Source organism: Arthrobacter woluwensis, from assembly GCF_030816155.1.
Classification (GTDB): Bacteria; Actinomycetota; Actinomycetes; order Actinomycetales; family Micrococcaceae; genus Arthrobacter_E; species Arthrobacter_E woluwensis_A.
Map to the genome: position 1 here is coordinate 1,744,495 of NZ_JAUSXR010000001.1, position 12,841 is coordinate 1,757,335.

Consider the following 12,841-nt stretch of genomic DNA (forward strand, 5'->3'; position numbering starts at 1 on the left):
GGCGGCTCCTAGGCGCGGGCGCGGGCGGTGTACCGTCCGGCGTCGTGCGTGACGGTCAGCGGCAGGCCGAAGGTGGTGCTGAGGTGATCCTCGGTCAGCACGTTGGCGATCGGGCCGGCGGTCACCACCTCGCCGTCACGCAGCAGCAGCGCGTGCGTGAACGACGGCGGGACCTCCTCCAGGTGATGCGTCACCAGGATGGTCACCGGGGACATCGGGTCGGCGGCGAGTTTGGACAGCTCGGCGACGAGCTCCTCGCGGCCGCCGAGATCCAGGCCGGCGCCGGGCTCGTCGAGGAGGAGCAGTTCGGGGTCGGTCATGAGGGCACGCGCGATCTGGGTGCGCTTGCGTTCGCCTTCGCTCAGCGTGGCGAACTGCCGGTTGAGGAGGGGGCCCATCCCCCAGGCGTTCAGGAGGCGGAAGGCGCGGCGCTCATCGGCGCGTTCGTAGCCCTCACGCCAGCGGCCGGTCACGCCGTAAGCGGCGGTGACCACCACGTTCAGAACGGTCTCGTCCTCCGGGATGTGGTTGGCCAGAGCGGCCGAGGAGAGCCCGATCCGGGGACGCAGTTCGAAGACGTCCACGCGGCCGAGGCGCTCGTCGAGGATGTCCACGGTGCCGTCGCTCGGGTGCATCCGCGCACCCGCCAGCTGGAGCAGCGTGGTCTTGCCCGCGCCGTTCGGACCGAGCACCACCCACCGCTCGCCGTCGTTGACCTGCCAGGAAACATCGTTCAGAAGTGTTTTCCGGCCCCGGCGCACCGAGACATGGCTCAACTGGAGGACTTCACTCATGACATAAAACCCTAGGGTAAAAGTGGGTTCCATGGATAACCGCAACGCTGGCTACCATGGCTGAATGCAGTCACACTTCTCCGCCCTCGCCTATGCCCCGGAACTCTCCGCCTCAGCCCTGCAGGAGGCGTCCGCCGTCCTCGCGCGGCACGGAGCGGTGGATGGCGAGTGGCGGCCCCTCGGCGCGGAGGGGTTTCAGGCGGCCGAGCTGACCGTGGTGGCCCCGGCCGATGCGGACGCCGCCTCGGTGGTGCCGGAGCAGTGGCTCGTCTCGGCCCGTGAAGCGCTGGCCGAGGCCGGCCTGAGCATCGACGTGGCCGTCGTGCCGTACGCGCTCCGCCAGGCCGAGCGGAAATTCCTCATCATGGACGTCGACTCGACCCTCATCCAGCAGGAGGTCATCGAGCTGATCGCGGCTCATGCCGGCAAGGAGGCCGAAGTGGCCGCGGTGACCGAAGCGGCCATGCGGGGCGAACTCGACTTCGCGGCGAGTCTCCACCAGCGCGTGGCCCAGCTGGCCGGGCTCCCCGAGTCCGTCTTCGACGAGGTCCGTCAGGCCGTCCGGCTCAGCGTGGGGGCGCAGCGTCTCGTGGACGCCTTCCATGCCGCCGGCCACCGGGTGGCCGTGGTCTCGGGCGGCTTCAACCAGATCCTGGAGCCCCTGGCCGAGGAGCTGGGTCTCGACTTCTGGCTGGCCAACGACCTGGAGGTCCAGGACGGCCTGCTGACCGGCCGTGTCGCCGGCGAGGTGGTGGACCGTGCCGCGAAGGCCAGCCGGCTCCGCGAATGGGCGCAGGCCTCCGGCGTGCCGCTCGAGGCCGCGATCGCGGTGGGCGACGGCGCGAACGACCTGGACATGCTCGCGACGGCGGGCCTCGGCGTCGCGTTCAACGCGAAGCCCGCGGTGCAGGCCGCCGCGGACGCCGCCATCAACGTGCCGAACCTGGACGCCGTGGCGGTCCTGGCGGGCGTTCCGCTGGCCTGACCCGGACTCCCGTCAGACGCACGACGGCGGCCGCTCCCCTGAGGGGTGCGGCCGCCGTCGTCGTATCCGGGGTGGGCGCTACTTCTGGAAGTGTCCCGCGCCGCCGGCGTACTCGGTGTGGCCCGTGGGAACGTCGGCCGTCGCCATGCGGGCGACCTCCACGCCGAACTCCTCCACCGTGAACAGCTTGCCGGCCTCGGCGCGGCGCTCGGCGATCGCACCGGGACGGGCACGGTCCAACAGGGTGGCCGTGACGGTGCCCTCGATCATGTCACCGGAGATGACCACGAAGCTGATGCCCTTGGCCTCGAGCGCGGGGATGAACTCGCGCAGCGCGGTCTCGCCCGCACGCTTGCTGCGCGCGACCGGCTCGTACTCCGGCATGGTGGGCACGGTGTCGATGAAGTGGGCCTGGTGGCTCGTGACGAACACCACGCGGGAGCCGGCCGGCATGACGGCCGTGGCGGTCTCGAGCATCTTGACCTGAGCGTCACGGTTCAGGCGCAGCGCGTAGTCCTCACCGAGGCCCGTCTCCATGCCGCCGGAGGCGTTCAGCACGAGGACGTCCAGGCCGCCGAAGTTCTCCTGCGCGGCGGAGACCAGCGCCTGCGCGCCGTCCTCGGTGGTCAGATCGGCGGCGACGGCAACTGCGCGGCCACCGGCCTCGGTGATCTGCTGCACCACCTTGTTGGCGCGGGGCGCCTTCTGACGGTAGTTGACCACGACGGCCGCACCCTCGCCGGCGAGGATCTTGGCGACCTCGGCCCCGATGCCACGGGAAGAGCCCGTGACGATGGCGGTCTTGTTGTCCAGAGTTCCCATAAGTGCTCCTTGGAATCAGGGAAGAAAATTCAGGGGGAATCGCGTGAAGCGGAAGACGTGAGGGGTCAGTGACCCATGCCCAGGCCGCCGTCCACGGGGATGACGGCGCCGGAGATGTAGGCGGCCTCGTCACTGGAGATCCAGCGGACCACGCGCGCCACTTCCTCGGCCTCGGCGAAGCGGCCGGCCGGGATGGTGGAGAGGTAGTTCTTCTGGGTCTCCTCGGGGAGCTCGGCCGTCATGTCCGTGTTGATGAAGCCGGGGGCGACTACGTTCGCCGTGATGCCGCGCGATCCGAGTTCACGGGTCAGCGAGCGGGCCATGCCGACGAGTCCGGACTTGGAGGCCGAGTAGTTGATCTGCCCGGGCGAGCCGTACAGGCCGACCACGGAGGAGATGAACACCACACGGCCCTTGCGCAGGCGGATCATGCCCTTGATGGCGCGCTTGAGCACGCGGAAGGAGCCGGTGAGGTTCGTGTCGAGCACGGAGGTGAAGTCGTCCTCGCTCATACGGAGCAGCAGCGTGTCCTTGGTGATGCCGGCGTTGGCGACCAGGACTTCCACGGGACCGTGAGCCTCTTCCACCTGCTTGAACGCGGCATCGAGGGAGGCCTCGTCGGTGACGTCCGCCTGGACGCCGAGGATCCCCTCGGGAAGTTCCGTGGCGGTCCGGTACGTCACCGCGACCTTGTCACCATTGGCCAGGAACTCCTGGGCGATGGCCAGTCCGATGCCCCGGTTTCCACCGGTGACCAGGACGCTGCGGCCCGTGGTGCTCTGCTCACTCATGCACGCTCTCGCTTCCATACTCATCATTCGATGATTCGACACTCATCCATCGAAACGTCTTTCGATACGGATTGCATCCTATCGGTCCGCTCGTTTTTGGGCTCATGGCACACGGTGCGAGAATGGATGTGAAGCATATTGGAGCGTGAGTGAGAACCGTGACGAACCAGCAAGGCGGAGGCCGGCACCCCCGGTCGGCCCAGAACGCCGAGGTCGTGAGCATCACCGACGCCGGTGCCGCGCATTCCGATGAGATCCGCTCCCGGATGATCAAGTACGCCGTCGCCATGGGCATCCGCATGGTCTGCCTCGGACTCCTGTTCGTGCTGGACGGCTGGTTCAAGCTCATCGCCGTGGCCGGCGCCGTCTTCCTGCCGTGGTTCGCGGTGATCATCGCCAATGGCGGCGACAAGGCGGAAACCCCCAGCGACCACCTGATCGGCACACCGTTGCAGGCCGCCCTTCCGGCCGAAGCCACGGAACCGGGCGACGGCATTTCGGAGGACACCGCCTCGTCCCCGGGCGACGACGGGGACGCAGGCCTGATCATCCAGGGCGAGATCGTCGAGCAGTCTCCGTCGGCTGAACCGTCCGCACACCCCAAGCCACATCCGGGGGACGCCGCATGAGCTTCTTCGACGCGCTGAGCCAGGCCGGCTCGGACCGGGGTACTCAGGCCGCCGCCGAGGCCATCTGCTCCCGCAAAGGCTGCCGAGCTCCCGCCGCGTGGCAGGTGCTCTGGAACAACCCGAAGATCCACACGCCGGAACGCCGGAAGATCTGGCTCGCCTGCCCGGAGCACCGCGACTGGCTGGAGGACTACCTCCGGCAGCGGTCCTTCTGGAAGGAGACCGTGCCGTTCGATCCCAGCCCCGAACCGACCGCGGAACCCGACACGCCAGGAGCACCGGCCTAGATGTACCGTTTCCTCTTCTCCCGCCGCTGGATGGGGTACTTCGTCCTGGCCATCGTCTTCGCGATCGCCTGTGTGCTCCTGGGCCGCTGGCAGATGGACCGCCGGGCCGAGACCCAGGCCAACATCAACCGGATCGTCACCAACTACAACTCCGCTCCGGTCGCCTTCAGCGAGGCGAAGCCGCTGTTCGAGCACATGGACACCGCCCGCGAGTGGTCCCAGGTGAAGCTCCGCGGCAGCTACGTGCCGCAGGACCAGCTGATCGTGCGGAACCGGACCCTCAACGGGCAGCCCGGTTATCAGGTGCTGGTGCCGTTCCGGGTGGATTCCGGCGACACCGTGATCGTGGACCGCGGCTTCCTTCCCATCGGGAACAAGGAGAACGGGCGGCCGGACTCGATTCCGGACGCGCCTCGCGGCGACGTGACCGTCGTGGTGCGGCTGCGGCCGTCGGAGCCGGCCCTGGACCGCGGCGCGCCGTCCGGGCAGATCGCCTCGATCGACCTCAACCAGTACGCAGGACAGGTCAAGTACCCGCTGCTCACGGGCGCCTACGGCCGCATGGCCTCCGAGTCCCCCGCGCCCGCCGTGGCCCCGATGCAGCTGCCGATGCCCGACACGGACGAAGGCACACACCTTTCGTACTCACTCCAGTGGTTCGCCTTCGGCGTGCTCATGATCCTCGGCTTCGGCTATGCGGCCCGTCAGCAGGCCAAGAACGACGCCCTGGATGCGGAGGACGCCGAGCTCGCGCGAGCCGCTGCGGCGGCCGGTGAGACGCCCGACGACGGCGGCCAGGGCACCGGCGAGGCCGGCGCGGAGTCCGCGGCAGGCGCCGCCGCGGTGCTGCCGTCGTCGCACACCGCGGCGAAGTACTGGCGTCAGAACCGCAAGAAGGCTGAGCGCAAGACCGCCGAGCGGCGTGCCGCCGGACGCCGCAGCGCCGAGGACGAGGAAGACGCGATCCTCGACGCGCAGGGCTTCAAGTAAGCGGCGCTTCAGGCCCCATACAGAAAATCCCCGGCCTTCCGGACATTCCCCTGCGCTTCGGCGGAGGGGAAAGTCCGGAGGACCGGGGATTTCGTCATCAAGCAGCCTGCCCAGAAGCTCAGGCGAGCGTAATCAGATCCAGGTAGTCGGCGTTCCAGAGGTCCTCGACACCGTCCGGAAGCAGCACCACGCGCTCCGGATTGAGGGCCTCGACCGCGCCCTCATCGTGGGAGACCAGCACGACGGCGCCCTGGTAGTTGGCGAGGGCGCCGAGGATCTCGGCGCGGCTGGCCGGGTCCAGGTTGTTGGTGGGCTCGTCGAGGAGCAGCACATTGGCGCTGGACGCCACGATGGTCGCCAGGGCCAGACGCGTCTTCTCGCCACCGGAGAGCACGCCGGCCGGCTTGTCGACGTCGTCGCCCACGAACAGGAACGAGCCGAGGATGCTGCGCACCTCGGTGTCGGTCATGTGCTGAGGAGCGGCGGACCGCATGTTCTCCAGGACCGTCCGGTCGTGGTCGAGCGTCTCGTGTTCCTGGGCGTAGTAGCCGATCTTGAGCCCGTGTCCGGCAATGACCTCGCCCGTGTCCGGCGCGTCGACGCCCGCGAGCATGCGCAGGAGCGTCGTCTTGCCGGCGCCGTTGAGGCCGAGCACCACGACGCGTGAGCCGCGGTCGATGGCCAGGTCCACGTCCGTGAAGATCTCGAGCGAGCCGTACGACTTGCTCAGGCCCTCCGCGGTCAGCGGGGTCTTGCCGCAGGGCGCGGGCTCGGGGAAGCGCAGCGCGGCCACGCGATCCGCGGCGCGCACGTCCTCCAGGCCGCCCAGCATCCGCTCGGCGCGCTTGATCATGTTCTGCGCGGCCGTGGCCTTGGAGGCCTTGGCGCGCATCTTGTTGGCCTGGTCGAGCAGGACGGAGGCCTTCTTCTCGGCGTTCGCACGCTCACGACGGCGGGCGCGCTCGTCCGTCTCGCGCTGCTGGAGGTAACGCTTCCAGCCCATGTTGTAGTAGTCGATCGTCGAGCGGTTCGCGTCGAGGTGGTAGACCTTGTTGACGGTCGCCTCGAGGAGCTCCACGTCGTGGCTGATCACGATCAGGCCGCCCTGATGGCTCTTGAGGAAGTCCCGCAGCCAGGCGATCGAGTCGGCGTCGAGGTGGTTGGTGGGCTCGTCGAGCAGCATGGTGTCCGCACCGGAGAACAGGATGCGGGCGAGCTCCACACGACGGCGCTGACCACCGGAGAGCGTCTTGAGCGGCTGGTTGAGGATGCGCTCGGGCAGGGCCAGGTTCGCGGAGATCGTGGCGGCCTCGGACTCGGCGGCGTATCCGCCGCCGGCCAGGAACTCGGCTTCCAGACGGTCGTACCGGTTCATGGCCTTGCGGTGGACGGCCTCGTCCTCGCTGGCCATCTCCTCCTGCGCCTTCTTGAGCTTTCGCGTGATGACGTCCAGGCCACGGGCGGAGAGGATCCGGTCCCGGGCGAACTGCTCCATGTCCGGCGTGCGGGGGTCCTGCGGCAGGTAGCCGATCTCGCCGGCGCTCGTCACAGTGCCACCGGCCGGAACGCCTTCACCTGCGAGGACGCGGGTCAGGGTGGTCTTGCCGGCGCCGTTGCGGCCGACCAGCCCGATCTTGTCACCCTTGTCGATGCGGAACGTCACCTGGTCCATGAGCAGGCGCGCGCCAGCGCGCAATTCGAGGTCTTGGACGCTGATCACGAGAGTGCCTTCCGAAGGGTGCGTGGGAGTGGCCGATTCGGTGTCCACGACGGACACGACACACCAGGAGTGCGGGAGGGGCCTCATCGATTCTACCGGTTCCTGTCTCACGCCCTTCACGCCGGTCTGTCCGGCCTCCCCCGCACGCACTGTGGAATCCCACCACCCGTTCCCGATTCCCTTGGAGGATGCCGACAAAAATGGCCCATTTCCGCGGTTCTAAGGTGGAGCGCATGGCACAGCTGAAAGAGGAAACCGTGACCGAGCAGACGCCCCTCCCCGCAGGAGACACCCGTTCCCCCGAGCGCTGGGGAGCCCGCGATCTGGCCCTCGTGGCCGTCTTCGCCGCCCTGGTCGCCGCATCCGCACTCGTCCCCGGCATCAGCATCGGGGGCGTCGGCGTCCCGATCACCATCCAGACCCTGGCGGTGGTGCTCACGGGCCTGGTGCTCGGCGGTCCACGGGCGATCGCCGCCGTGGGTCTCTACGTGGTGCTGGGCCTGGCAGGTCTGCCGATCTTCTCCCAGGGACGCGCGGGACTCGGCGTCCTCGCCGGCCCCTCGGCCGGTTACATCATCGCGTTCCCGCTCGTCGCGGGTCTGGTCGGCTTCCTGGCCACCCGCGTGCTGCGCAAGCGCCTCAAGCCCCGGACCCTGTGGTTCTTCCTGGCCGCGTTCGGAAGCAGCCTGCTCCTGACGCACACGCTCGGCCCTCTGGGCATCATGATCAACGGGCGCACGTCCCTGTCTGCCGCGTTCCTCGCGGATCTGGCCTTCTACCCGGGTGACATCCTGAAGAACCTGGTGGCAGCTCCCCTGGCCGTCGCCCTGCACCGGGCATTCCCCGACATCCTGCTGCGCCGTGCCGCCGCCCAGGGCTCCCCGGCCCCGGCGTCCGCCGAGCAGCGCTGAGCGGAGGCTGCGGTTCCATGAGCGCCATCGAATTGCGCGACGTCGTCGTCCGGATCGCAGCCGACGACGAGCGCCCCGCCCGCACCATCCTGGACGTGCCGCATCTGGACCTCGATGAGCGCCGCATCGGCGTGCTCGGCGCCAACGGCTCGGGCAAGTCCACGCTGCTCCGCCTGCTGAACGGCCTGCAGGAGACGAGTTCCGGGACGGTGACTGTCCACGGCAAGGACACCCGGCGGGAAGGCCGTGCGGTGCGCGCCGAGGTGGGCTTCGTGTTCACCGATCCCCTCAGCCAGTTGGTGATGCCCACCGGCCGCGAAGATCTGGAGCTCTCCCTGCGCCGCACGGTGCCCCGCAAGGACCGCCGCGCGCGGGCCGAGGAGATCCTCAGTCGCTTCGGCCTGCTCCCTCTCGCGGATCAGAGCGTCTACGAACTCTCCGGCGGCGAACGCCAGCTCATGGCACTGGCGAGCGTCCTCGCAGTGGAGCCCCGCGTCCTGGTCCTCGACGAGCCTTCGACTCTCCTGGACCTGCGAAACCGCGAACTCCTGCGCCGGACACTGACCGGACTGCCGCAGCAGATCGTGCTCGCCACCCACGATCTGGAACTGGTCCTGGACATGGAGCGGGTGCTGGTGGTGGAGAACGCGCGGGTGGTGTTCGACGGCGGCGCCGCGGACGCCGTCGCGCACTACCGCCGCCTCTGCCTGGCCGAGCGCTCATGAGCAGCGCGCGCTATCCCCTGGGCGATTACGTGCCCGGTGACTCGTGGCTGCACCGCTCGCCCCTCGGACTGAAGTTCCTCGGTGTGGTGCTTCTGGGCCTGGGCACGTTCTGGCTCAAGTCCTGGGTGGCGTCGCTCGCCGTCCTGGCGGTCATGGTGCTGCTGTTCGCGTCGGCACGGCTCGGGGGCCGGCGGCTGGTCCGCCTGCTGGCCGGGCCGGCCCCGCTGCTGCTGGCCGTTCTGGCGTTCCAGTGGTGGCAGCTGGGGCCCGCCCAGGCCGTGAGCATCGTGGCGAACGTGTACGCCTGTATCGTGGCCGCCTCGCTCCTCACCCTGACCACCCCCGTTCCCGCGCTGCTGGACGGCGTGGTGTCCGCAGCCCGGCCCTTGAAGCGCTGGGGCGTGGATCCGGAACGGCTCGCGCTGGTCATCGCGATCACGCTGCGCAGCATCCCGTACCTCATCGGCACCTTCTCGACGGTGCGGGACGCGGCACGCGCCCGGGGTCTGGAACGGAATCCGCGGGCACGCGCGATGCCCGTGCTCATCGCCTCCGTGGCGTACGCCCAGAGGACGGGCGACGCCCTCGCGGCCCGCGGACTGGCCGACTCCGAACCTTCGGACACACACCGTTCCTGACCGTCAGCCATGAATTCCATCGTCTGACGAACATTTTTCAACTGATTCCGTTGCCTAATCGACAGATTTGCCACAGAATCGGACTATGAGCCGTGGAAAGAACGCCCTCCAGCTCGATGACACGTCGAAGCGATTGGTGGAACTCCTGCAGGAAGACGGGCGCCGGTCCTATGCGGATCTCGGCAAGGCCGTCGGCCTGAGCGAGGCCGCCGCGCGGCAGCGGGTGCAGAAACTCATGGACGCCGGGGTCATGCAGATCGTGGCCGTCACGGACCCCATGAGTCTGGGATTCCACCGGGTGACCATGATCGGGGTGAAGACCACGGGCGACACCCGCCGCGTGGCCGACACCCTGGCCCAGCTCCCGGCGGTCTCCTATCTGGTGCTCAGCGCAGGGTCGTTCGACATCCTCGCCGAACTGGTGTGCGAGGACGACTCAGACCTGATCGACCTGCTCAACAGCGAGATCAGGACCATCGACGGCGTGGCATCCACGGAGACGTTCGTCTATCTCGAACTCCGGAAACAGAAATACGGTTGGGGAACACGATGAGAACACCTTTCAGCCCTGAGGGCCCGCACGACACCGCAGCACTGCAGGAGAAGGCGGCCAAGCACCTCTGGCCCCACTTCACCTCCCGCAAGGTGCTCAATGACGGCATCCCGATCGTCACGCGCGGCGAAGGGCACCACATCTATGACGCCGACGGACGGAAGTACATCGACGGCCTCTCGGGCCTGTTCGTGGTCAACGCCGGTCACGGTCGTCAGCGGATCGTCGACGCCGCCGCGCGGCAGATGAAGCAACTGGACTTCATGCCCCTCTGGTCCTACGGCCACCCCGCGGCCATCGAACTGTCCGAACGGCTCGCCTCCTACGCGCCCGGCGAGATGAACAAGGTCTTCTACACCACCGGCGGCGGCGAAGCCGTGGAGTCCGCGTTCAAGCTCGCCAAGCACTACTGGAAGCTGCGCGGCAAGCCCATGAAGCACAAGGTGATCTCCCGTGCGGTCGCCTACCACGGCACGCCGCAGGGCGCCCTGGCAATCACGGGCATCCCGGACATGAAGAAGTTCTACGAACCCCTCACCCCCGGCGGCCACCGCGTGCCGAACACCAACTTCTACCGCGCCGGCGAGATGGGCGCCCCGACCGACGACATCGAGGCGTTCGGTCAGTGGGCGGCCAACCGGATCGAGGAGGCCATCCTCTTCGAAGGCCCGGACACCGTCGCCGCCGTGTTCCTCGAGCCCGTCCAGAACTCAGGTGGCTGCTTCCCGCCGCCGCCCGGCTACTTCCAGCGCGTCCGGGAGATCTGCGATCAGTACGACGTGCTCCTGGTCAGCGACGAGGTCATCTGCGCCTACGGCCGGGTGGGCGACTTCTTCGCCTCCAAGGCCCTCGGCTACGAGCCGGACATCATCACCTCCGCCAAGGGCATCACCTCGGGGTACGTCCCGCTGGGCGCCATGATCGTGGCGGACAAGGTGTCCGAGCCATTCAACTCCGTGGAGAACACCTTCTATCACGGCTTCACCTTCGCCGGTCACCCGGCAGCCGCTGCCGCCGCGCTGGAGAACCTCGACATCTTCGAGGAGGAGGACCTCAACGGCCGCGTCCGGGAGAACTCCCCGCTCTTCCGCGCGGAACTCGAGAAGCTGCTGGACCTCGACATCGTGGGCGACGTCCGCGGCGAGGGCTACTTCTTCGGCATCGAGCTGGTCAAAGACAAGGCCACCCGCGAGACGTTCAACGCGGAGGAGTCCGACCGTCTGCTGCGGGACTACCTCTCCCCCGCCCTCTGGGAGGCCGGACTGTACTGCCGTGCCGACGACCGTGGCGACCCCGTCATCCAGCTCGCGCCGCCGCTGACCATCGGACCGGCCGAGTTCCGTGAGATCGAGGGCATCCTGCGCTCGGTGCTCAAGGACGCGTCGGCCAAGATCTGACACGTCACGGCACTCGGTTCCGGGAACACCCTCGGGCCGTGGGCGCCGGCTGAAGAGCCGCCACCCACGGCCCGTGGCGTGTCAGAAACCGCGCCTCAGACGGGAAGCCGCGGCACCCGGGGGTCGCCGTCGAGGATCCAGTCGCGCAGCAAGGCGCGGCTGACCTTTCCCCGGGCGGTCAGCGGCACCTCCCGCAGTTCGTGAAACGCCTCGGGCAGCATGCGCGGATCCACGAGGTCGGCCAGTCCCATCCGGAGCTGGCCCTCGCCGAGACCACAGTGGCCGGTCCTCACCGCAGCGATGAGTCGCTCGCCGCGGAGCGGATCGTCGACGCCGGCGACCAGGGCGAATTCGACGCCGGGCAGCGTGCCGAGTGCCTTCTCGATCTCCTGAGGGTGGATCACAAGCCCCCCGGACTCGATCATGTCCGAAGCCCGGCCCAGGAAGTGCAGCTCCCCGTCGCGGAGGAACCCTTGATCGTGGACGGTCGCCCAGTCGCCGACGCGGACGAAATCCTTCTGGTCGCCCCACAGGTAGCCGTCCCCGACCATGCCACTGCGCACCGCGATCGACCCGGTCTCGCCGTCGGCCACGGGAACGCCGTGAGGGTCGAGGATCGCCACCTCGACGCCCGGGAACGGACGGCCCACGCTCGTGGAGGCCAGGAGGTGTCCCGTCAGCGGATCCTTCGGGGACAGGCACGAACCGCTCACGAAACTCAGCTCCTGGGCGCCGTAGTATTCGTGGATCCGCGCCGACGGCGCCCAGCGGCGGGCCGCTTCAAGGGTCCGCGGGTCCAGTTTGGCGCCGGCCACCACGATGCTGCGCAGCGAAGAGGCGTCGGAGCCACCCAGGATGCCGCGCTCGGCCAGCTCCCGCAGCATCGACGGAACGAGCACGAGCCGCGTCACGCCGTCGTGCTCCACGGCGTCATGCACGGCCTCCACGTCGAAGGACGGGAGGGTCCGGAATTCCGCGCCGGCGTGGAGGCATTCGGACAGCGCGTAGAGCCCGAGGCCCGAGGACAGCGGCCCCGGAGCCAGGGTGATCTCGTCCCGGGTGAGCCCGAAGAATTCCGTGGAGGAGACGAACGACGCCTGCCAGGAGGCCCGTGTCCTGACGATCGCCTTCGGCAGGCTCGCCGTGCCGGACGTCAGGGCGAGCAGGAAGGGAGTGCCCGCCGGGCCGTCCACCAGCTCCCCTCCCGGCAGGGCCGCATGATGCACGACGACGGTCTCCCGGCTCGACGTGCCCGGAACCGCGGCGCCGCTCCGGTCGGCGCGGGTGGCGAGGGCATCCGGCGCACCCCAGCGGCCGGCGACTTCCTCACGAATCCGAGCCGAGAGGTCATCCGGAAGCGCGGCGTCGAGCACCACGCACCGTCGAGAGCCGCTCACCCCTGCGACCCAGCGGAGGATGAACTCCAGGGAATTTGGCTCCTGGAGAAGCGTGTACCCGCCGTCGGGAACATCGGCCAGGAGCAGGGCTGCGCCTGAGCGCAGTTCCTCCCAGCTCAGGGCGTCATGGCCGATGCTCACGGCCCGCCGGTGCGGAGATGCCTGCGCCCAGGCGTCGAGGCGGGAGAGGAAGGGCACGGAA

General features: G+C 68.8%; 14 protein-coding genes. 9 read left to right on the forward strand and 5 right to left on the reverse strand.

The window, feature by feature from the left end:
* Positions 1-8: 8 nt before the first annotated feature.
* Entirely contained in the window at positions 9-794 is a 786-nt protein-coding gene (locus tag QFZ52_RS07885; RefSeq protein WP_307497066.1) for an ABC transporter ATP-binding protein, read from the reverse strand.
* A 64-nt stretch (positions 795-858) separates the two neighbouring features.
* On the opposite strand from QFZ52_RS07885, the gene serB reads away from it, so the two are divergent.
* A complete protein-coding gene (gene serB / locus QFZ52_RS07890; protein WP_307497067.1) occupies positions 859-1,779 on the forward strand; it encodes a phosphoserine phosphatase SerB in 921 nt (306 codons plus the stop codon).
* Positions 1,780-1,857: 78 nt separating this feature from the next.
* On the opposite strand, the gene QFZ52_RS07895 is transcribed toward serB, so the two are convergent.
* Together QFZ52_RS07895 and QFZ52_RS07900 are read right to left on the reverse strand one after the other, a co-directional pair.
* A complete protein-coding gene (locus tag QFZ52_RS07895) occupies positions 1,858-2,601 on the reverse strand; it encodes an SDR family oxidoreductase (protein WP_307497069.1) in 744 nt (247 codons plus the stop codon).
* A gap of 65 nt (positions 2,602-2,666) precedes the next feature.
* On the reverse strand, positions 2,667-3,392 hold the full coding sequence (locus QFZ52_RS07900) for a beta-ketoacyl-ACP reductase (protein ID WP_107002614.1): 726 nt from the start codon (positions 3,390-3,392) through the stop codon (positions 2,667-2,669).
* Between the two features lie 149 nt (positions 3,393-3,541).
* Between QFZ52_RS07900 and QFZ52_RS07905 the strand changes: the two genes are divergently transcribed.
* The 3 genes from QFZ52_RS07905 to QFZ52_RS07915 are packed head-to-tail and all read left to right on the forward strand — an operon-like array spanning position 3,542 to position 5,298.
* Positions 3,542-4,021, forward strand: coding sequence for a DUF3099 domain-containing protein (locus QFZ52_RS07905; protein WP_307497071.1), 480 nt, complete (start codon positions 3,542-3,544; stop codon positions 4,019-4,021).
* Entirely contained in the window at positions 4,018-4,308 is a 291-nt protein-coding gene (locus QFZ52_RS07910) for a hypothetical protein (protein ID WP_307497073.1), read from the forward strand. Before QFZ52_RS07905 ends, QFZ52_RS07910 begins: the two co-directional genes overlap by 4 nt.
* The gene (locus QFZ52_RS07915) at positions 4,309-5,298 is read left to right on the forward strand and encodes an SURF1 family cytochrome oxidase biogenesis protein (protein ID WP_307497075.1); all 990 of its coding nucleotides are present in this window, start codon (positions 4,309-4,311) and stop codon (positions 5,296-5,298) included.
* Between the two features lie 118 nt (positions 5,299-5,416).
* Here QFZ52_RS07915 and QFZ52_RS07920 read toward each other — a convergent pair whose 3' ends face one another.
* Positions 5,417-7,018 carry an ABC-F family ATP-binding cassette domain-containing protein gene (locus tag QFZ52_RS07920; RefSeq protein ID WP_307497076.1) on the reverse strand — a complete coding sequence of 534 codons (1,602 nt, stop codon included), beginning with the start codon at positions 7,016-7,018 and terminating at the stop codon, positions 5,417-5,419.
* Positions 7,019-7,251: 233 nt separating this feature from the next.
* On the opposite strand from QFZ52_RS07920, the gene QFZ52_RS07925 reads away from it, so the two are divergent.
* The 5 genes from QFZ52_RS07925 (at position 7,252) to QFZ52_RS07945 (ending at position 11,242) form a co-directional block, all read left to right on the forward strand.
* Positions 7,252-7,929 carry a biotin transporter BioY gene (locus QFZ52_RS07925; RefSeq protein ID WP_307497077.1) on the forward strand — a complete coding sequence of 226 codons (678 nt, stop codon included), beginning with the start codon at positions 7,252-7,254 and terminating at the stop codon, positions 7,927-7,929.
* 17 nt (positions 7,930-7,946) lie between these two features.
* On the forward strand, positions 7,947-8,654 hold the full coding sequence (locus QFZ52_RS07930) for an energy-coupling factor ABC transporter ATP-binding protein (RefSeq protein WP_307497078.1): 708 nt from the start codon (positions 7,947-7,949) through the stop codon (positions 8,652-8,654).
* Positions 8,651-9,292, forward strand: coding sequence for an energy-coupling factor transporter transmembrane component T family protein (locus QFZ52_RS07935; RefSeq protein ID WP_307497080.1), 642 nt, complete (start codon positions 8,651-8,653; stop codon positions 9,290-9,292). The genes QFZ52_RS07930 and QFZ52_RS07935 overlap by 4 nt, the downstream gene beginning before the upstream one ends.
* Before the next feature lie 85 nt (positions 9,293-9,377).
* A complete protein-coding gene (locus QFZ52_RS07940) occupies positions 9,378-9,845 on the forward strand; it encodes an Lrp/AsnC family transcriptional regulator (RefSeq protein ID WP_107002619.1) in 468 nt (155 codons plus the stop codon).
* On the forward strand, positions 9,842-11,242 hold the full coding sequence (locus QFZ52_RS07945; protein WP_307497081.1) for an aspartate aminotransferase family protein: 1,401 nt from the start codon (positions 9,842-9,844) through the stop codon (positions 11,240-11,242). Before QFZ52_RS07940 ends, QFZ52_RS07945 begins: the two co-directional genes overlap by 4 nt.
* A gap of 95 nt (positions 11,243-11,337) precedes the next feature.
* Here the strand turns inward: QFZ52_RS07945 and QFZ52_RS07950 are convergent, their stop codons facing one another.
* Positions 11,338-12,837, reverse strand: coding sequence for a class I adenylate-forming enzyme family protein (locus tag QFZ52_RS07950; protein WP_307497082.1), 1,500 nt, complete (start codon positions 12,835-12,837; stop codon positions 11,338-11,340).
* Positions 12,838-12,841: the final 4 nt, after the last annotated feature.